The organism is Nocardiopsis valliformis DSM 45023 (genome assembly GCF_000340985.1).
Classification (GTDB): Bacteria; Actinomycetota; Actinomycetes; order Streptosporangiales; family Streptosporangiaceae; genus Nocardiopsis; species Nocardiopsis exhalans.
In genome coordinates this window covers 354,841-374,344 of the sequence record NZ_ANAZ01000003.1, presented here as the reverse complement: position 1 = coordinate 374,344, position 19,504 = coordinate 354,841, and the positions used below count along the sequence as shown (strand labels likewise).

General features: G+C 68.4%; 14 protein-coding genes. 9 read left to right on the top strand and 5 right to left on the bottom strand.

Annotated elements, in window-relative coordinates; genetic code table 11:
* Nucleotides 1-320: 320 nt before the first annotated feature.
* Nucleotides 321-1,844, top strand: a complete 1,524-nt coding sequence (locus D457_RS0104430; protein WP_017579437.1) for a CCA tRNA nucleotidyltransferase — start codon at nucleotides 321-323, stop codon at nucleotides 1,842-1,844.
* A gap of 41 nt (nucleotides 1,845-1,885) precedes the next feature.
* On the opposite strand, the gene D457_RS0104425 is transcribed toward D457_RS0104430, so the two are convergent.
* Complete coding sequence (locus tag D457_RS0104425; RefSeq protein WP_026116321.1) at nucleotides 1,886-2,602, bottom strand: class I SAM-dependent methyltransferase; 717 nt, start codon at nucleotides 2,600-2,602, stop codon at nucleotides 1,886-1,888.
* 156 nt (nucleotides 2,603-2,758) lie between these two features.
* On the opposite strand from D457_RS0104425, the gene D457_RS0104420 reads away from it, so the two are divergent.
* Complete coding sequence (locus D457_RS0104420; RefSeq protein WP_017579435.1) at nucleotides 2,759-3,340, top strand: GNAT family N-acetyltransferase; 582 nt, start codon at nucleotides 2,759-2,761, stop codon at nucleotides 3,338-3,340.
* Nucleotides 3,341-3,391: 51 nt separating this feature from the next.
* Here the strand turns inward: D457_RS0104420 and D457_RS0104415 are convergent, their stop codons facing one another.
* The gene (locus D457_RS0104415) at nucleotides 3,392-4,687 is read right to left on the bottom strand and encodes an MFS transporter (RefSeq protein ID WP_017579434.1); all 1,296 of its coding nucleotides are present in this window, start codon (nucleotides 4,685-4,687) and stop codon (nucleotides 3,392-3,394) included.
* 113 nt (nucleotides 4,688-4,800) lie between these two features.
* The gene (locus tag D457_RS0104410; protein WP_017579433.1) at nucleotides 4,801-5,874 is read right to left on the bottom strand and encodes an inositol-3-phosphate synthase; all 1,074 of its coding nucleotides are present in this window, start codon (nucleotides 5,872-5,874) and stop codon (nucleotides 4,801-4,803) included.
* Between the two features lie 1,498 nt (nucleotides 5,875-7,372).
* Between D457_RS0104410 and D457_RS0104400 the strand changes: the two genes are divergently transcribed.
* From D457_RS0104400 to D457_RS0104375, 6 genes are all read left to right on the top strand, one after another.
* A complete protein-coding gene (locus tag D457_RS0104400) occupies nucleotides 7,373-9,562 on the top strand; it encodes a transglycosylase domain-containing protein (RefSeq protein ID WP_017579431.1) in 2,190 nt (729 codons plus the stop codon).
* A gap of 254 nt (nucleotides 9,563-9,816) precedes the next feature.
* Nucleotides 9,817-10,107: a 30S ribosomal protein S6 gene (gene rpsF, locus D457_RS0104395; RefSeq protein ID WP_017579430.1), complete on the top strand. Its 291-nt coding sequence runs from the start codon at nucleotides 9,817-9,819 to the stop codon at nucleotides 10,105-10,107.
* Between the two features lie 136 nt (nucleotides 10,108-10,243).
* Entirely contained in the window at nucleotides 10,244-10,852 is a 609-nt protein-coding gene (locus D457_RS0104390; RefSeq protein WP_026116320.1) for a single-stranded DNA-binding protein, read from the top strand.
* 114 nt (nucleotides 10,853-10,966) lie between these two features.
* Nucleotides 10,967-11,203, top strand: a complete 237-nt coding sequence (gene rpsR / locus D457_RS0104385; RefSeq protein WP_026116319.1) for a 30S ribosomal protein S18 — start codon at nucleotides 10,967-10,969, stop codon at nucleotides 11,201-11,203.
* Between the two features lie 27 nt (nucleotides 11,204-11,230).
* Nucleotides 11,231-11,677: a 50S ribosomal protein L9 gene (gene rplI / locus D457_RS0104380; protein WP_017579428.1), complete on the top strand. Its 447-nt coding sequence runs from the start codon at nucleotides 11,231-11,233 to the stop codon at nucleotides 11,675-11,677.
* A 209-nt stretch (nucleotides 11,678-11,886) separates the two neighbouring features.
* The gene (locus tag D457_RS0104375) at nucleotides 11,887-12,720 is read left to right on the top strand and encodes a peptidoglycan recognition protein family protein (RefSeq protein WP_039830930.1); all 834 of its coding nucleotides are present in this window, start codon (nucleotides 11,887-11,889) and stop codon (nucleotides 12,718-12,720) included.
* A gap of 110 nt (nucleotides 12,721-12,830) precedes the next feature.
* Here the strand turns inward: D457_RS0104375 and D457_RS0104370 are convergent, their stop codons facing one another.
* Nucleotides 12,831-14,180, bottom strand: a complete 1,350-nt coding sequence (locus tag D457_RS0104370) for an MATE family efflux transporter (protein ID WP_017579426.1) — start codon at nucleotides 14,178-14,180, stop codon at nucleotides 12,831-12,833.
* Between the two features lie 346 nt (nucleotides 14,181-14,526).
* Between D457_RS0104370 and dnaB the strand changes: the two genes are divergently transcribed.
* Nucleotides 14,527-17,124, top strand: a complete 2,598-nt coding sequence (gene dnaB / locus D457_RS0104365) for a replicative DNA helicase (RefSeq protein ID WP_026116317.1) — start codon at nucleotides 14,527-14,529, stop codon at nucleotides 17,122-17,124.
* A gap of 234 nt (nucleotides 17,125-17,358) precedes the next feature.
* Here dnaB and abc-f read toward each other — a convergent pair whose 3' ends face one another.
* A complete protein-coding gene (abc-f, locus tag D457_RS0104360) occupies nucleotides 17,359-19,035 on the bottom strand; it encodes a ribosomal protection-like ABC-F family protein (RefSeq protein WP_017579424.1) in 1,677 nt (558 codons plus the stop codon).
* Nucleotides 19,036-19,504: the final 469 nt, after the last annotated feature.

Below are 19,504 nucleotides of genomic sequence, written 5' to 3'. Positions count from 1 at the left end.
GGTCCGACCCGTTGTTCGCGGGACGTGATCGGCCCACCCTTTCATCCACCGGGGGTTCCGCACCAGGGCCGCCACGGCCCCGCGGGCGTATCGAAAGGGTCTCCGTCGCACCGAATTGATTCGCGGTCACCCCGTGGGGCCGCCAGGGCGTGTTCCGTGGGTGCTGCCCGTCGCGAGCGGTGTCACAGTGGTGCTGGGGCAAGGCCGAAGAAGGAGTAAGCCCGGGTTTGGCTTTCGACTGAGAGATGCGCAGCGACAGTGCCGCTGGGGCGCCGCGCAGCAGGGTATGTACTCGCGGAAGATGCCCTAACCTGCGTGGTGTGCCGAACACAGAGTTTTCGCGTGAGAACGACGCTGCCCAGGACCCGTCCGCCCAGGTGAACACGTCCGCGGGCGCACTCAGCGGTGCGCAGCGGGCGGCGGTCACCGCATTGGTCGACTCGATCCAACCCGTCGCAGAGGAACTGGGCGACCGCTTCGACTCACACGACCAGCAGCTCGCCATCGTGGGCGGGCCGGTCCGCGACGCGCTGCTCGGACGCGCCTCGAACGACGTGGACCTCACCACGGACGCGGTGCCCCAGCGCATCCTGGAACTGATCGACGGCTGGGCGGACTCCGTGTGGACCGTCGGCATCGAGTTCGGCACCGTGGGTCTGCGCAAGCGCGGCCTCCAGCTGGAGATCACCACCTACCGCAGCGAGGACTACTCGCCCAAGTCCCGCAAGCCCGAGGTGTCCTACGGCACGAACATCCACGACGACCTGCTGCGCCGTGACTTCACCGTCAACGCGATGGCGGTGCGCCTGCCCAGCCAGGAGTTCGTGGACCCCTTCGGCGGCCTCGAGGACCTGCGGAACAAGGTGCTGCGGACCCCGGGCCGCCCCGAGGACTCCTTCAGCGACGACCCGCTGCGCATCATGCGCGCGGTCCGCTTCGCCGCCCAGCTCGGCTTCTCCCTGGCGCCCGAGGTGGCCGCGGCCGCCCGGAACATGGCGGACCGGCTCGCCATCGTCTCTGCCGAGCGCGTGCGTGACGAGTTCATCAAGCTCATGCTCAGCCCGGACCCGCGCCGAGGTATCGAGCTCATGGTGGACCTGGGCATCGCCGAGCACGTCATGCCCGAGATCCCCAAGATGCGGCTGGAGATCGACGAGCACCACCGGCACAAGGACGTCTACGAGCACTCGCTCACCGTCCTGGACCAGGCCATGGACCTGGAGCGCAAGCGCGGCCACGAGCCCGACCTCGTCCTGCGTCTGTCCGCCCTGCTGCACGACATCGGCAAGCCCAGGACCCGCGCCTTCGAGGGCGGCAACCGGGTGACCTTCCACCACCACGAGGTGGTCGGCGCGTCGATGAGCCGCAAGCGGATGAACGCGCTGCGCTTCCCCAAGGACGTGACCACCCAGGTGAGCACGTTGGTCGCGCTGCACCTGCGGTTCCACGGTTACGGCAAGGGCGAGTGGACGGATTCGGCGGTGCGCCGCTACGCCCGCGACGCAGGCGACCAGCTGGAGCGGCTGCACATCCTGACCCGCGCCGACTGCACCACCCGCAACCGGCGCAAGGCCGCCGCGCTGGCCCGGTCCTACGACGACATGGAGCGCCGCATCTCCGAGCTCGCCGAGCAGGAGGAGCTGGACCGGATCCGGCCCGACCTGGACGGCAACGAGATCCAGGAGATCCTGGGCGTCAAACCCGGTCCGCTGGTGGGCAAGGCCTACCGGTACCTCCTGGAGCTGCGTCTGGAGAACGGCCCCATGGAGAAGGAGAAGGTCGTCGCCGAGCTGCGCTCCTGGGCGGCCGAGCACCTGGAGCAGGAAGGCCGCCAGGAGAAGTAACCGGCGGAGCGGGCCGGAGCGGTTCGGATACCGGGCCCGGCTCAGAGACCGGGTTTGACCGCGGTGACCGCCATCGCCGCGCCGAAGACCCGTAGCGGTGTGCCCTCCAGAGCCTCCGAAGCGCCCTGGAGGGCCTCAGGGACAGAGGGCATGAGGTAGTCGATCGCGCGCACCCGCAGGCCGTGACCGCGCAACAGGCGGCCGAGCTCCTGGCTGCTGAAGGACCGCGCGTGCGACATCCGCTCGTGCAGCGGCCGAACCCAGGGCAGGAACGGCGCCGTCAGCCCGGAACGCTGCCGCTCTCCCCACCGGACCCCGTTCCGCTCGAACGGGAACCACCGGTTGGAGGTGGTCAGCGAGAACGCGCCGCCGGGCCTGAGTACCCGGTGGACCTCGGCCAGCGCGCCCTCCAGGTCATCGAGGTGCTCCACCACGTCGAAGGCAGTGACCCGGTCGAAGGTGTTGGCGTCGAAGGCCAGCGCCTCGGCGGACATCTTGTGCACGCCGACGTGGTCCTCCAGCGGGGTCCCGGCGATGCGCGCGCCCAAGGCGTTGAGTCGCTCGGGGTCGACGTCGACGGCGTCCACCCGCACGTACCCTCTGGCGAGCGCGAGGACATGATCGCCGTCCCGGCAACCGACGTCGAGCAGCCGGTCCCCGCGTACGGGCAACTGGCGACGTACCGCCTCGACCCGCCTGGCGACCGCCCGGACCCCGAAGGCGTCTGAGGGTTCACCGAGTCCGAAACCTTCGCCCATGGCCACCATCCCCCGCTCTATGAATACCTGCGGGGGACACTACATCAGGTGACGCTTTAATTACGGATCGATGCGGCGACATGTCGATACGTCGCCTGTCCCGGCTCCGCCCACCTGACCAAGGAGCCGCCCCGCAGCCGGTGGGAGTATGGCGCGATGAACACCACCTGGTATCTGGAGATGACTGACCCCGCCGAGCTGAAGCCCGGGCGCGAGCCTGAGGGCGACGTGCGCTTCGTCCAGGCGGAGGTGCCCAGCCCGGAGCTCTTCCGGTTCCTCTACGAGACGGTCGGCCGCGACTACCAGTGGATCGACCGGAACCCCTGGACCGACCAGGAGTGGCGCGACCGGATGGAGCGCCCCGAGGTCGAGATCTGGGTCCTCCACGACCGCGGCACCCCGGCGGGCTACGCCGAACTGGAGGCCCAGCCCGAGGGCGCGGTCGAGGTCGTCTACTTCGGTCTCCTGCCGGGCTTCCTCGGCCGGGGCCTAGGCGGCCACATGCTCACCGAGACCCTTCGCCATGCCTGGGACCTCGCCGCCCGCAGGGCCGACCGCGAGCCCACCCGCAGGGTGTGGCTGCACACCTGTTCCCTGGACGGCGAACACGCTCTGGCCAACTACGAGTCCCGCGGCCTACGCGTCTACCGGAAGACCACCGCTGACGAGGCCGTCGCAGGAGAAGTCGCAGGAGAAAGCGCCGCAGACGCGGCAGGCGACAAGGCCACAAGGGGATAGACGGACAAGTCGACAGATCCCCCGGGGTCTGGTGAGTGAGCTCTTCCCTTGCTAGACCGGCTCGTGTTCGGTGGGGCGACTGGACAGGCGGCGGGCGCGGACGGTCCAGGCGGCGCTCATCAGGAGGTAGGCGAGGATCATGCCGCCCACCACCGGGACGCTCACTCCGGACTGCGGGACCAGGCCCGCGGTCAGCCCCGCGCCCAGGACGAACGTGGCGTTGAACAGCACGTCGTAGACCGAGAACACCCGGCCGCGGAAAGCATCGTCGACATGTCTCTGAACCAACGTGTCGACAGTGACCTTTACCGCCTGGGAGACGAAGCCCAGCACGAACGCGGCCACCGGGAACAGGGCCGCGGAGAAGGGCAGACCGAAGAGCAGCAGCGCCACGGCGGCCGAGGCGAGCAGGGACGCGATCCACGCGCTCTCGCTGATCCGCGCGGTCGCCGCCGGGGTGGCCACCGCACCGAGGAAGAAGCCGAGGGCGAGCAGGCCCGCTGCTACCGAGAAACCGGCGATCCCGGCGACGCCGCCGCCGGTGAACGTGTTGTTGTACAGCAGCATCGTCAGCAGCGTGGAAATGCCGAAGAGCACCCGGTGGCCGCCGATGGTGAGCAGGCCGTCCCGGGCGGGCACCCGATCCCAGATGTGGCGGACCCCGGTGGCCATGCCCTTGACCACGTTGCGCAGCGCGGCCCGGACCTCCGCGGTCTCCTCCTCCAAGTGCGGGCCCAGCTCCCGGTACCGCAGGGTGAGTGACACCAGCGCGGCGGCGGCGAAGCCCAGCGCGGCCACGAACAGGATCGTCCCGGTGCCCAGCGCCGCCTCGCCGCCGATCATGCCGATGGCCAGGCCCACGCCGGTACCGAGCGAGCTCGCGACTGTTCCGCAGGTAGGAGTCACCGCGTTGGCCATCATCAGCTTGTCCCGGGGCACCACGTAGGGCAGGCCCGCGGAGAGCCCGGACAGGAAGAAGCGGTTGACGCTCAGCACGAGCAGGGCCGCGACGAAGAACGCGGGCCCCTCGCCGTTGGCGACCAGGAGCGCCGTCACCGTGGCCAGAACGGCCTTGAACAGGGACGACAGCAGAAGGACCTGGCGGCGGGGCCACCGGTCGATGAGGACACCCGCGAACGGGGCGACCACGGAGAAGGGGAGGAGCAGGACGGCGAAGGCCGCGGCGACCTCCCCGGCCCCCGTGTGCTGTTCGGGGTTGAAGAAGACGAAACCGGCCAGTCCGGCCTGGTAGATCCCGTCGGAGAACTGGGAGACCAACCGGGTACCGAACAGCCGGCGGAACCGGGCCCCCTGGAGGACCACGCGCAGATCACCGAAGAAGGACACGCCCTCAGATTAGGCCGTCCGGGGGAACGCGGACCGCCCGGGGCCGTGGCGGCCCCGGGCGGATGCACTGCTGTAGCGCTCTTCGCGCTACCGCTCGCTGGGCGAGCCGCTGCTTACTGCTCGCCCGCGATGAACTTCTCGACCTTGTCGTGCGCCTCGGCGTCGCTGTACTGCTCCGGCGGCGACTTCATGAAGTAGGAGGAAGGCTCCAGGATCGGGCCGCCGATGCCGCGGTCCTTGGCGATCTTCGCGGCGCGCACGGCGTCGATGATGATGCCCGCGGAGTTCGGGGAGTCCCACACCTCGAGCTTGTACTCCAGGTTCAGCGGGACGTCACCGAAGGCGCGGCCCTCGAGGCGGATGTAGGCCCACTTGCGGTCGTCCAGCCACGGCACGTGGTCCGACGGGCCGATGTGCACCGAACCGGCCTTGAGCTCGTGCGGGATCTGCGAGGTGACCGACTGGGTCTTGGAGACCTTCTTGGACTCCAGGCGCTCGCGCTCCAACATGTTCTTGAAGTCCATGTTGCCGCCGAAGTTCAGCTGGTAGGTGCGGTCCACGACCACGCCCCGGTCCTCGAAGAGCTTGGACAGCACCCGGTGGGTGATGGTGGCGCCGATCTGCGATTTGATGTCGTCGCCGATGATCGGCACGCCCGCCTTGGTGAACTTCTCGGCCCACTCGGGGTCGGAGGCGATGAACACCGGCAGCGCGTTGACGAAGGCCACGCCCGCGTCGATGGCGCACTGCGCGTAGAACTTGTCCGCCTCCTCGGAGCCCACCGGGAGGTAGGAGACGAGGACGTCGGCCTCGGTGGCCTTCAAAGCGGCGACGACGTCCACGGCGTCCTCGGGGGACTCCTGGATCATCTCGCGGTAGTACTTGCCCAGGCCGTCGTAGGTCGGGCCGCGCATGACGGTCACGCCGGTCGGCGGGACGTCGCAGATCTTGACGGTGTTGTTCTCGCTCGCGACGATGGCCTCGGCCAGGTCGTGGCCGACCTTCTTGGCGTCCACGTCGAAGGCGGCGACGAACTCGATGTCGCTCACGTGGTACGGGCCGAACTGGACATGCATCAGGCCGGGAACCCGGGACTCCGGGTCGGCGTCCTTGTAGTACTGCACACCCTGGACGAGCGACGCCGCACAGTTGCCGACGCCCACGACGGCTACACGTACCGAACCCATTGGTCCTTGCTCCTTCTTCTCCGCGAACGTGGATTCCACAGCGCACGGCGACGGGCCCGCGCCGACGGCGGTCCGGGTCTCGTCATCCTGCGTTCGTATTCCGTATGTGGTCAGCAGCGCGCACCGCGGTTCTGTTCCCCCTCGCGGCCGTCGGCTACGGGGGAGAACTGTGCATGTCTGGCTGGTTTGTTCTGCTGTGACTCTATCTTTGCTTCGTGGTGGGAACGCATGTGGCCGGTGGGGCCAGGGTGTCTGAAGTGACCGGTAGTGACCGCGGAGCCGCTCGTGCGCCGGGAGGTCCGCGCGCAATGTCACACGGACACCGCCGAACAGGGACGACGCACCCCCGCACACATCGAGTGAGCGCGATCACATGTTCGGCTCCCGCTGGTCACGTAGTCGCTGAACTGCGGAGACCGGAGGTTCCTGGCAGAGGGTGACGAGGACTTCCCAAGTGCGCGATACCCTCGCGCGTGGGTTGTGCTATACCGTTCGCTCGCTCTAACGTGACCCTTGATTTGCGTGCGCGGCCGGTACAGGCCCCCAACGAAGCCACTGCCGCGGCGACGTTCCCGTCGACCCAGAACACCGACGGGACAGGGGCGGCGCTCCCGCAGGCCAACGATCAGGAGGAAGTAGCGGCTAACGTCTTCGCGACCTGTTGAAAACCTTCGCCCCCGGCTGGGCGTCTCTTTATCAAGCCTTGAACGACAGGCAACAGCGGTGGAAGCAGGCCGAACCGGCCTCTGAGCCGCGCCGGTTCACCACCACAGGTCGCGAATCACCGATCCCCCAGGGGGACCGACCCCCGTTTCCACCAAGGAATCGTCAGGCCGATCGGCCGTGAGAGGCAATCGAGGACCACGTGAGTACCGAACGACGACGGAATGCCGAAGGCGGCCGTCGCCGGGCTGAGGGCCCGGACGACGGTTCGCGCGGCGACGGCGGAAGGCGCAGGGCTACGGGCCCGCCCCGGGAAGAGCGTGCGGGCGGCCGACGCCGACCTGATTCCGAGGACGGTTTCTGGGGAGACGACCAGCCCGCCCCGCGCTCCCGCAGAACCCGCCCCCCGGAGGACGGAGCCCGTTCCGAAGGGCGCCCCCGGCCTGAGGGCGGACGCCGTCGCGCCGAGGGAGAGCGGCCCCGCCGCCCCGACGGCGAGCGCCGACGCCGCCCCGAGGACGGTGACCGGCCGCGCCGCCGCCCCGACGGCCAGCGCCCCCGCCGCCCGGAGGACGGCGAACGCCCCCGCCGCCGCCCGGACGACCCCCGAGCCGGCGGACGCCGCCGCTCGTCCGGCCCCCGCGACCCCCGAGACCGTGAACACGGAGCCCGCTCCGAGGGCCGCCGCCAGGGCGGCCGTGCCGCCGCTGGCTCCGGCGGCCGCGGCGGTGGCGGCGGACGCCGTCGCCCCCGCCAGGACGAGCCGGACGACCGCCCCTGGTGGAAGCGCTTCCTGTCCAAGGCCTGGAAACCCGCGCTGGCCGTCTTCGGCCTGATGATCATCGGCGGCGTGGCCGCCTTCGCGGTGCTGTACGCCATGGCGCCCGATGTGGATGACCTGGAGAAGAACGCGGAGAACGACTCCTCGGCCACCCAGATCATGTGGGCCGCCGCAGGCGACGAGGAGCAAGGGGAGCTCGCACTCACCACAGGTGACGTCAAGCGCGTCGTGATCGACCGGGAGGACATCCCGGAGGAGGTCGTGGACGGTGTGCTCGCCGCCGAGCAGGCAACCTTCTACCAGGACCCGGGCATCAACCTCAAGGGCATCGGCCGTGCTGTTCTCTCCCGCGGCGAGGCCGGCGGTGGTTCGACCATCACCCAGCAGATGGCGCGTAATTACTACTCCGAGCTCGACGGTGAGCCGCCGCTGACCCGCAAGATCCGCGAGATCTTCATCGCGATCAAGCTCAACCAGCAGGTCGACCACGACGAGATCCTCACGACCTACCTCAACACGATCTACTTCGGCCGCGGCGCCTCGGGTATCGAGATGGCCGCCCAGGGGTACTTCGGTAAGAGCGTGAGCGAGCTGGACCGGGCCGAGGGCGCCTACCTCGGCATCATCATCCAGATGCCCAGCAACTTCGAGAACCCCGAGGAGGGCTCCTGGACGGAGACCTACCTCAACGAGGAGCGCTGGCCCTACGTCCAGCGCCAGCTGGCCGAGATGTACGAGAACACCGGCGGCGAACGCGGCCTGCCCGAGGCCGAGGCCAAGCAGCTGGAGATCCCGGACAGCATCATCCCCTACGAGCCCGAGGCCGGCCTGGACGACGCCAAACTGGGCTACGTCCGCCAGGCCGTGATCAACGAGGTCGAGCGCCGTTACGAGGGCTCACAGGTCACCGGCGCCGACATCGCCACCAAGGGCCTGGTCATCCAGACCTCCCTGGAACGCGACCTGATGGACGCGGCGGAGGAGGCCTTCAACGTCCTGCCCGAGAGCGCGGCCGAGGACACCATGCACGGCCTGACCGCGGTCGACCCGGAAACGGGGCAGATCGTGGCCTTCAACGGCGGTCCCGACGTCGCCACGGTGATCAACAACTCCCTGGTGCACCAGACACAGGCGGGATCGGCCTACAAGCCCTACGTGCTTGCCCGTGCCCTTTCGGACGGGATCGGCCTGCGCAGCCAGTTCGACGGCGACAGCGGCCAGGAATACCAGGGTCTGGCTAATCCGGTGATCAACTCGGGCGACCGGGACTACGGCGAGGTCGACCTGATCCAGTCCACGGCCGATTCGGTGAACACCAGCTTCGTGGAGCTGGCGATCGAGGTCGGCGAGTCCCGCGTGGACGAGCTCGCGGTCCAGATGGGCGTGCACCCGGATCGGCAGACCACCTCAACGGTCGGTCCGCTCATCGCCCTGGGCACCCACCAGGTGAACGCGCTCGACATGGCCAGCGGCTACGCGACCTTCGCCGCCGAGGGCAGGCACTTCCCGGCGCACATGGTCACCGAGGTGAAGCGCGCCGACGGAAGCGTCATCACCCCGGACGACGCGGACGAGCTCGAGAGAGGTGAGGAGGTCCTCTCGCAGGGGGTCGCCGCCGACGCCACGTACGCCATGCAGCAGGCGGTGCTCGAAGGCGGTGCGGGTAACGCCGCCCTCGACGACGGACGCCCGGTGGCTGGTAAGACCGGAACCTCCTCTGACGCCGTGTCGGCCTGGTTCGTGGGATACACACCGCAGCTGTCCACCGCGGTCGGACTGAGCCGGGCCAACGCCACTGATTCGTTGGACTTCGGCCCCGAGTTCGGCGACGTCTTCGGCGGTACCACCTCCGCGAAGGTCTGGAAGGCCTTCATGGAGGTCGCCATGGAGGGGCAGGAGCAGCGCCAGTTCCCGGCCCCGCAGTGGGTGGGCGAGGACAGGAGGTTCCTCCCGACCCCGTCCCCGAGCGAGGAGCCCAGCGAGGAGCCCAGCGAGGAGCCCGCCGAGGAGCCCAGCGAGGAGCCCAGCGAGGAGCCGACGGAGCTGCCCGAGGAGGAGTGCGAGTGGTGGGACCGCGAGTGCCAGGGCGAGGACGATACCGAGCAGCCGGACGAGTGCGACGGCTGGGTCCGTCCAGACCACTGCGACGAGGACGACGGCCAGCCGGGTATCCCCGGTCCCCCAGACGGCGGTGACCAGAACAACTCCGGCAACAACAACAGCCTGATCAGGCCGAGGGACTGACCTACAGGCAGCAGGTAGCAGGCAGCACGGACGAGGGCCGGTGGCCGGCGGGGGAGACCCGCCGACACCGGCCCTCGGTCGTTGTCCACAACCCCGCACCGGTGGTATTCCGCTGCTGGTAACCTTGGTTCCCGTATGGCTCAGAGTCCGTGCGGTGCTTCCCGGTCCTGCCGGGGCGGCGCCTGCGCCGGGCTCCTGCCCTCCTGCCATGGAGATTCCATGGCCGCAACAGTCCAGAGGAGGAACGTACGCTTATGCGTCGTTACGAAATCATGGTCATCCTCGACCCGAACCTCGACGAGCGCACCGTCGCCCCGTCGCTGGAGAACTTCCTGGCCGTCGTGCGCAACGACGGTGGCTCGGTCGAGAAGACGGAGATCTGGGGCAAGCGTCGTCTCGCCTACGACATCAACAAGAACTCCGAGGGCATCTACGCGGTCATCGACCTGACCGCCAAGCCCGAGACGGTCAAGGAGCTCGACCGTCAGCTCGGCATCGCCGAGGCCGTGCTCCGCACCAAGGTTCTGCGTCCCGAGGTTCACTAGGCACCCCGGTGCCCCGACCCCCTGACCCCGCACGTCCGATTCTTTCCTTGGGACTGTTCTGTCTCTAGGGACGTGGATGATGCGTGGAGCAGGCGAAACCGCCTGATCCCGAACTATCTCGAACCGGAGCCGATCCATGGCAGGCGAAACCCAGATCACGCTCGTCGGCAACCTCGTCGACGACCCTGAGCTGCGCTTCACGCCCAGTGGAGCCGCGGTCGCCAACTTCCGTGTGGCCTCGACGCCCCGCACCTTCGACAAGCAGTCGGGGGAGTGGAAGGACGGAGAGTCCATGTTCCTCTCCTGCACCGTCTGGCGTCAGTACGCGGAGAACGTGGCCGAGAGCCTTCAGCGCGGCATGCGCGTCATCGTGCAGGGCCGTCTGAAGCAGCGGTCCTTCGAGACCCGCGAGGGTGAGAAGCGGACCGTCTTCGAGATCGACGTCGAAGAGGTCGGCCCGGCCCTGCGTAGCGCCACCGCTAAGGTGACGAAGACGCAGCGCCAGGGTGGCGGCGGATTCGGCGGCAACCAGGGCGGCGGCGGATTCGGTGGCGGCCAGCCCCAGGGCGGACAGCCCCAGGGCGGCGGCTACGGGAACCAGGGCGGCGGATTCGGTGGCAACCAGGGCGGCCAGGGCGGCCGCGGTGGTGCCCCGGCCGACGACCCGTGGGCGACCAACGGCGGTGGCGGCGGCGGATTCGGTGGCGGTAACGGCGGAGGATTCTCCGACGAGCCCCCGTTCTAGACGGCGTCCACCCCACGTAACACCCGACCCGGTTCCACCTGGGACCGAGTCACCTTTCATTTGTCCCAGCCCATCCCCGGGAAGACCCCGGGGCTCTTGCGAAGGAGCACCACGATGGCTAAGCCGGCAGCGCGCAAGCCCAAGAAGAAGGTTTGCCTCTTCTGCCAGGAGAAGCAGTCCTACATCGACTTCAAGGACACCACGCTTCTCCGTAAGTTCATCTCCGAGCGCGGCAAGATCCGTGCCCGTCGGGTGACCGGCAACTGCACGCAGCACCAGCGCGACGTCGCCACGGCGATCAAGAACGCGCGCGAGGTGGCCCTGCTGCCCTACACCAGCACCGCTCGCTAGCGGCGATATCCGAGGGAGGTTTTTGTCGTGAAGCTGATTTTGACCCACGAGGTCAACGGTCTCGGAGCCCCCGGCGATGTCGTCGAGGTGAAGAACGGTTACGGTCGCAACTACCTGCTGCCCCGAGGGTTCGCCATTCGGTGGACCCGCGGCGGTCAGAAGCAGATCGACCTGATCCAGCGCGCCCGCAAGGCGCGTGACATCCGCACCCTGGACGAGGCCCAGCAGGTCGCCGGCCAGGTCGGTGCGCTGAACGTGCGCCTCAAGCAGCGCGCCGGTCAGGGTGGTCGTCTGTTCGGTTCGGTCACGCCCGCGGACATCGTCGAGGCCGTCAAGGCCACCGGCGGTCCCGAGCTGGACAAGCGCCGGATCGAGATCAAGAACCCGATCAAGTCCGTCGGTGCCCACAAGGTCCAGGTCCGCCTGCACCCCGAGGTCGCCGCGACGATCAAGCTGGACATCGTCGGCGCCTAGGGTTTGTCTCCCTAGCCTCGCGCTGACCGTTCCGGTCGCTTGGCCCCGTGCCTCTTCGGAGGGGCGGGGCTTTTCGTTTGCCCGGAGCGGGCCTTTTCGGAACACGCCGAAGTACTGAAAACCACCCTTTGATTACTCTTTGTAATCTAGCGTGTTCTCTGTGTTGCGTCGCGTCCCGCGATGCTCCGCACGGAGAGGACAGCATACCGATGGCCGTTGAGAGACGACCCATAACCGACCACCCCCTGGGGGTGGACCGCAGGACGATGCTTCGAGGGGCCGCTCTGGCCGCCGGGGGAGCGCTTTTGGGCGGGGCGTTCGGTGTGTCGGTGGCGAGCCAGGCCTCCGCCGCGGCGATACCCAAGGTGTACACCCGGGCTGACTGGGGGGCCCGCGCTCCCAAGGCGAACATCGCGCTAAGGGCGCAGGGGCCGACCCACATCGTCGTGCACCACACCGCGACCGGGAACGTGGCCGACATGTCGACCAGTCACGCCGCCGCGCTGTCCAGGGCCATCCAGCGCTATCACATGGACAGCAACGGGTGGAGTGACACCGGGCAGCAGCTCACGATCAGCCGCGGCGGACACATCATGGAGGGCCGCGACAAGTCGCTCCAGGCGATCCGTGAAGGCGGGCACGTGATCGGCGCGCACACCGCCAACCACAACTCGCACACGATCGGGATCGAGAACGAGGGAACCTACAGTTCGGCGACCCCGCCCGGGGCGCTCATGTCCTCCCTGGTCAGTACCTGCGCCTGGCTGTGCCTCGTGTACCGCCTGGACCCGCAGGAGGCGATCGTGGGGCACCGCGACTACAACGCCACCAACTGCCCAGGCGACAAGCTCTACTCGATGCTCCCCAAGCTGCGCAACGACGTGGGGAACAGGCTGCGCGAACAGCTCAGCCACCTGAGCAGGCACGTCGGCCGGGAACTGACCCTGGAGGAGCTGCCGACCTACCCGGCTGTCCCGACTTCCGAGCGGGTCGCGACCTTCTACCACGGCCCCGCCATCGGGGACCTGGACACGTCTTTCTAGCGGCAGAGCTTTCTAGCGGCAGAGCTCTCTGGAAGTAGAGCCTGACCCGACGAAGCCGTCCCTGCTCCCCGCCGCAGGGGCGGTTCGCTGTTTCTCCGCGCCCGAACGCCTCAGTGCCTGGTCGCGCCGGTGACCAGCCAGGCCTCGCCGCGGGCGCGCAGGCCCAGGGTGAGGGCGCGGGCCAGGATCCACAGGGCGAAGGCGGTCCACAGCCCCACCAGGCCCCCCACCTCGGAGGTGGCGAGCCGGGGGATGACCAGGGCGAACGGCAGGTAGGCGAGCATCGTCCACAGGGACGCCCAGGCCAGGTAGCGCTGGTCACCGGCCCCCATGAGGACGCCGTCCAGCACCATCGTCACCCCGCTGAGCGGCTGCATCAGCGCCACCACCACGAGGGAGGCCATGATCAGCGAGGCCACCCGCGGATCCGAGGTGAAGGGGATGTGAGCCCAGGGTAGGACGAGGAACACCACGGCGGTGAACACGAGCCCGGACATCACACCCCACTCGACCATACGGCGGGTGGAGTCCTTGGTCCCGCGCACGTCACCGGCGCCGAGGTAGCGGCCCACGATCGACTGCCCGGCGATGGCGATGGCGTCCATCGCGAACACCAGCAGGGCCCAGATGTTGTAGCTGACCTGGTGCGCGGCGATCGACTCGTCACCGAGCCGGGCCGCGACGGCGGTGGTCACCAGCGCCACCACGCGCATCGACACACTGCGCAGAAACAGTGCGAAACCGGCCGAGGCCGAGGCGCACAGCCCGGGCAGGGTCGGCAGGAGGGAGACGCCCTCGCGCCGGGCCGACCGGGCGATCACGGCCACGTACCAGAACGCGCCCGCCCCCTGGGCGAGTACCGTCGACCAGGCCGAACCGGCGATGCCCCAGTCGAACACGAACACGAAGAGCGCGCACAGCACGGCGTTGCCGATGTAGGTGGCGACCGCCACCAGTAGCGGGGTCCGGGCGTCTTGAAGACCGCGCAGCACCCCGGTCCCGGCCATGACGATCAGCAGGAACGGTGTGCTCAGCAGGCTGATCCGCAGGTAGGTGAGCGCGTAGGGGGTGACCTCTGGCGAGGCGCCCAGGAGATCGATCATCCACGGGCCCAGCGGCCAGCCGATCCCGATCGCGGCGATCCCCAGCAGGATCGCGAGCCAGAGCCCGTGCACCCCGTCCCGGACACCGCCGGGGATGTCACCGGCGCCGAACCTGCGCGCCACCGCGGCGGTGGTTCCGTAGGCGAGGAAGACGCACACCGCGGCCAGGGTCAGCAGGACCTGCCCGGCGATCCCGAGTCCGGCCAACGCCTGGGTGCCCAGGCTGCCGACGATCGCGGAGTCGGTGAGCAGGAAGAGGGGTTCGGCGATGAGCGCGAAGAACGTGGGGACGGCGAGAGCGAAGATCTCACGGTCGTGACGGTGCCGGAAGGGGGCCGCCGAGAGCAGAGTTGCCATGACGGAGCCACAGTACCGGACAGGCGTTCGAGTCCCGCTGTGGCGTTGTCCACAGGCCCGCCGAAGCCTGTGGATAACCTGTGGAAAGCCGCCCTGTGAGACATCTTGCACGTCTTGGCCACAGCTGCGTTTTCCCAGTTCAAATGGGCTATGGGCGACTCGCGGCAAAGTTATCCACAGGTGATGTGCATAACCTCTGTGCACAATGCCCCACAGGGCTTCGGATGTGGTGGTAAGGGCTTGTCCACAGGTGCCCCGCACGGCGCCTTGGACACCGGGGATGGGGCATCCTGGAAGGGTCGGCTCGATCCGGGTCGGCGCACGCGGCCGGTGTGGGGAGAAGTTCGTGAGTGTCGCTGAGCAACCACCTGGAGAAGGCGGATACGAGCGCACCCCACCCCATGACATCCAGGCCGAACAGAGTGTCCTGGGCGGCATGCTGCTGTCCAAGGACGCCATCACCCAGGTCGTCGAGATCATTCGTTCCGCCGACTTCTACCGCCCGGCGCACCAGATCATCTACGAGAGCGTCGTCGACCTCTTCTCCCGGGGCGAGCCGGTCGACGCCATCTCCGTCAACGCGGAGCTGACCAAGCGCGGCGAGGCCACCCGGGTCGGCGGGGCGCCGTATCTGCACACCCTCACCGAGGCGATCCCCACCGCGGCCAACGCGGGCTACTACGCCAAGATCGTCTCGGACCGCGCTGTCCTGCGCCGCCTGGTCGAGGTCGGCACCCGCATCGCGCAGATCGGCTACGCGGGCGACGGCGAGGTGGACGACCTCGTCGACCACGCCCAGGCCGAGATCTACAAGGTCGCGGAGAAGCGCACCGGCGAGGACTACGTGGTCCTGGGCGACATCATGCCCGGTGCCCTGGACGAGATCGAGGCGATCGGCGCCAACGACGGCAGCATGACCGGTGTCCCCACCGGCTTCGCCGACTTCGACGCCCTCACCAACGGCCTCCACCCCGGCCAGATGGTCATCATCGCCGCCCGACCGGCCGTCGGTAAGGCTCTGGCGCTGGACACACCCTTGCCGACCCCGGACGGTTGGACCACCATGGGTGAGGTCCAGGTCGGTGACGAACTCGTCGCGGCGGACGGCAGCCCCACCCGAGTCGTGGCCGCTACGGACGTGATGCGGGATCGTCCCTGTTACGAGATCACCTTCGACGACGGCACCGTGGTGGTGGCGGACGCCGAGCACCAGTGGTTGACCGACACCCGGGCCTCTCGTCGAGCGGTGCAGGAGGCGCGGGCCAAGGGAACTGCCCCCAAGGTCCTGCCGGGTGTTCGCACCACGGCGGAGATTGCTCGGACTGTGCGCTTGGAGACGGCTGACCGCAGGCTGAACCACTCGGTGAACAACACCGAACCTCTGGACCTGCCCGAACGGGATCTGCCCCTGCCGCCCTATTTCCTGGGCATCTGGCTGGGCGATGGCGCCTCTCAAGCAGCACGGATCACCACCGACGACCAGGAAGTCCTGACCAACATCGAGGCGGAAGGGCTGGTGACCAAACCGGTCGGCCGGGCGACGATGGCCCACGGGGTCTTCCTTCCGACCGAGGAGGTCGAGACCGTAGAGAAGACCTGTGTCGTCTGCGGGGTCGGCTTCATCCCGGAACTGCCGCATGTGCGTACTTGCGGGCAGTCTTGCGGAGGCAAGGCCCGCTTCATGTCCGAGCCGGTTCCGCACACCAGCTGCCCCGACTGCGGCCGCCCCTGCTTCTCCAGCTCCCGGTGCCGCCAGTGCACCGCTGACCAGGGGAGTGTCCAGGCGCTGCTACGGACCCTGGGGGTTCTGGGGAACAAGCACATCCCCACCGCATACCTGCGCTCTTCGATCGCGCAGCGGAGGGCTCTCCTCGCCGGGCTCCTGGACAGTGACGGCACCGTCAACGCGAGCGGGTCGGCGCAGTTCGCCGTCACCAGCGAGCGCTTGGCGATGGACTTCCGGGAGCTGGCGCACAGCCTGGGGTACCGCACCGGTCTGTCGACCAAGAGGGTCAAGGGACGGACTGAGGAAAGCTCGGTCTGTTACACCCTGACCTTTGGCTCCGAGTGCGAGGTCTTCGGGACCGAACGCAAGAAGGCCGCGCACCGGGAGCGATCGGCAGGCCGCTCCTACTCGCGCATCGGGTCGAGGTTCATCACCGATGTGCGTCTGATCGACAGTGTGCCGGTGCGGTGTGTCCAGGTCGATCACCCGGACCACCTCTTCCTCGCCACGCGATCGATGGTGCCCACCCACAACTCCACGCTGGCCTTGGATTTCGCGCGTGCTGCGTCTATCAAGCACGACATGGCGTCCGTTTTCTTCAGTCTGGAGATGGGGCGCAACGAGATCGTCATGCGTCTGCTCTCCGCCGAGGCGCGGGTGCCGCTGCACACCATGCGGTCCGGTCTGATGACCGACGACGACTGGGCCCGACTGGCCAGACGCATGGGCGAGGTGGCCAGCGCTCCGTTGTTCATCGACGACTCGCCGAACATGTCGATGATGGAGATCCGGGCCAAGTGCCGCCGCCTCAAGCAGCAGCACGACCTCAAACTCGTGATCGTCGACTACCTCCAGCTGATGAGCTCACCCGGCCGGGTGGAGAGCCGTCAGCAGGAGGTCTCCGAGATGTCGCGTTCCCTCAAGCTCCTGGCCAAGGAGCTGGAGGTCCCGGTGGTCGCACTGTCCCAGCTCAACCGTGGACCGGAACAACGTACCGATAAGCGCCCACAAGTGTCTGATCTTCGCGAATCGGGCAGCATCGAGCAGGATGCGGACATGGTGATCCTGCTTTACCGCGAGGACGTGCACGACAAGGAGTCGCCGCGGGCGGGCGAGGCGGACATCATCGTGGCCAAGCACCGTAACGGCCCCACCGCCGACGTGACCGTCGCCTTCCAGGGCCACTACAGCCGATTCGTCGACATGGCTCCGGGTTGATTCGTCGACTTGTCGACGGAGCGGTTTCGGTGGAGGAGCCCGGCGAGTGGGGTGTGTTCGCCGGTGGCCTCCTCCAGGGTTTCGACCAGGGTCTTCGAGGCCTCGGTGTAGACGCGGCCGCCCTCGTGGGTGAGCTGGATCTGGAAGGCGCGGGTATTGGCCAGTACATAAGTCGACTTATGTACTGGCCAAAATGTCGACAAAGAGATTCATCGATATAGCGCCCGGTCGACATCACCGCTCTTCGGAGTCGGTGATCACGGCGCCCTCGTGCAGCTCCAGGTGACGGCCGGTGAAGCGTTCGCGCATCATCCGGTCGTGTGTCACCAGCACCAGCGCGCCCGTGTAGTGGGCCAGTGCCTCCTCCAGCTCCTCCACCAGGCCGGGGGAGAGGTGGTTAGTCGGCTCGTCCAATAGCAGCAGGTCGTGGGCGCCCGACGTCAGCCGGGCCACCTCGATCCTGCGACGCTGCCCCACGGACAGTGAAGCCACCTTCTGGTCGAGGTCGCCGACCCGGAAGAGTCCGAGCGCGGCAAGCTCGTCCCGGTACTCCTCGGGCTGGCCCGGGCGTCCGACCGCGTAGGCCTGGAGTGCGGTCCGGCCCTCGGGCACCGGTGCGTTCTCCTGCCGGAGCAGGCCGATCCGCTCCGGCAGGCCCGTCCGGCCGGTATCCGGGAGCAGCTCCCCGGACAGGACCCGGACCAGGGTGGTCTTGCCCGCCCCGTTCGGGCCGGTGACCAGGACCCGTTCACCGGGTGCCAGGGACAGGGCGCGCACGTCCAGCCGGTGGTCTACCCGGACCCGTTCCAGCTCGGCGACCGGGGGCGGGTTCGCCTCCTCTTCGGTGAGGGGGCCGGCGAACTCGGCGCTCATCTGGAGCGGGACCGGAGGCGGAGCCACAGGTTGCGCGGTCAGTCGGGCCATCCTCTCCTTGGCGTTGCGGATCCGGCCCATGGAGCCGTGTGCCGCGCCGCGCATCTTGAACGCGCCGTGGCCGAACGCCGCCTTCTCCATCTTGCGCGGGATCGCCTGTAGTGCGGCGATGTGGTTGTCGGCCAGCCGCCGCTGCCTGGCCAGGTCCTGTTTCCAGTCCTCGTACTCGCGGAGCCAGCGGGCCCGGGCCGCCGCCTTCGCGGCGAGGTACCCGTCGTACCCGTTGCCGTACCGGCTGACCTGGTGGGTGTCCGTGTCCACTTCGAGGACGGTGTCGGTCACCCCGGCCAGGAAGGCCCGGTCGTGGGTGACGGCGACGACGGTGCCCCGGTGCTTGTGGAGCCGTTCCTCCAGCCAGGAGACCGCACGGTCGTCCAGGTCGTTGGTGGGCTCGTCCAGCAGGAGGAGTTCGGGTGAGGCGGCCAGCATCGCGGCCAGGGCCAGCCTCGAACGCTCGCCGCCGGACAGCGTCCGCAGCGGACGGTCCCGGTCCAGGCCGGGCAGGCCCAGGCCGTGCAGGCCTGCGTCGACACGGGCGTCGGCGTCGTAGCCGTCGCGTGCCTCGAACTCCGTCAGGAGGTCGCCGTAGGCGTCGAGTTCCTCCGGTGTCGCGTCGCCGAGGGTTGCTTCGGCCCGGTGGATGCGGGTTTCAAGGTCCCGGAGTTCCTGGAGCGCGGCGTCGATCGCGTCGCCGACGGTGCCGTTCGGTATCCCGCCGGAGACTCTTTCGAGGGTCTGGGGCAGGTAGCCGACACCGCCCGCGGCCCGGACGGTGAGCTCCCCGTTGTCGGGTTCCTCCTCGCCCGCGAGGAGGCGTAGGAGGGTGCTCTTGCCGGAGCCGTTGTCGCCGATCACGCCGACGCGTTCGCCGGGGCTGATCGTGAGGCTGACGCGGTCGAGGACGGTGTGGTCGCCGTAGCGCTTGCTGATCTGGTTCAGGGCGAGCTGGGAGCGGCGTTGGAGTCGGGTATCGAGCATGGGGTTCCCCTGGTCTGCGTGGTGGGCCGATGGTGGTCGGGGCCACGGGTCGCCGAGGAGAGCCGGAGGCTTCGGGCACGAACACACAGGTGTGCCGGTGGTCCGAAAAAGGGTGCATGAGGCTGTCCGTACGCGACCGCGGCAGGGTGACGCCGACGGAGCGGGCACGGCACCGCGGTGGCGTGGGCACCAGCTCGGAACGTGGGCGTCCGGCGCGGGTCACAGGAAGATGTAAAGCCTCATGAGTGAGACGATACGTCTCGTTTCAGAAAGCGTCAAGGCGTCCGGATGAGACGGGCATCACTTTCGACTGTCGTCGTGCGCCTCACATAAGGACATCCGAATCAGGTTTTATGACCTTGCCGATTTGTCGACATAGCGATGAAGCGGTTTCGGAAAGTGAGCTCCGAGGGCATGACGAAGGGCCGCCCGCGCGGATGGCGGGCGGCCCTTCGGGGTTGTGCTGAAT

Coding starts and splice junctions, on each gene's coding strand:
- D457_RS0104400 (WP_017579431.1), top strand. CDS start 7,373: ATGATCATCGGCGGCGTGGCCGCCTTCGCGGTGCTGTACGCCATGGCG.
- D457_RS0104370 (WP_017579426.1), bottom strand. CDS start 14,180: ATGGCAACTCTGCTCTCGGCGGCCCCCTTCCGGCACCGTCACGACCGT.
- abc-f (WP_017579424.1), bottom strand. CDS start 19,035: ATGCTCGATACCCGACTCCAACGCCGCTCCCAGCTCGCCCTGAACCAG.
- D457_RS0104425 (WP_026116321.1), bottom strand. CDS start 2,602: ATGGGCGAAGGTTTCGGACTCGGTGAACCCTCAGACGCCTTCGGGGTC.
- D457_RS0104420 (WP_017579435.1), top strand. CDS start 2,759: ATGAACACCACCTGGTATCTGGAGATGACTGACCCCGCCGAGCTGAAG.
- D457_RS0104375 (WP_039830930.1), top strand. CDS start 11,887: ATGGCCGTTGAGAGACGACCCATAACCGACCACCCCCTGGGGGTGGAC.
- rpsR (WP_026116319.1), top strand. CDS start 10,967: ATGGCTAAGCCGGCAGCGCGCAAGCCCAAGAAGAAGGTTTGCCTCTTC.
- D457_RS0104410 (WP_017579433.1), bottom strand. CDS start 5,874: ATGGGTTCGGTACGTGTAGCCGTCGTGGGCGTCGGCAACTGTGCGGCG.
- D457_RS0104390 (WP_026116320.1), top strand. CDS start 10,244: ATGGCAGGCGAAACCCAGATCACGCTCGTCGGCAACCTCGTCGACGAC.
- rpsF (WP_017579430.1), top strand. CDS start 9,817: ATGCGTCGTTACGAAATCATGGTCATCCTCGACCCGAACCTCGACGAG.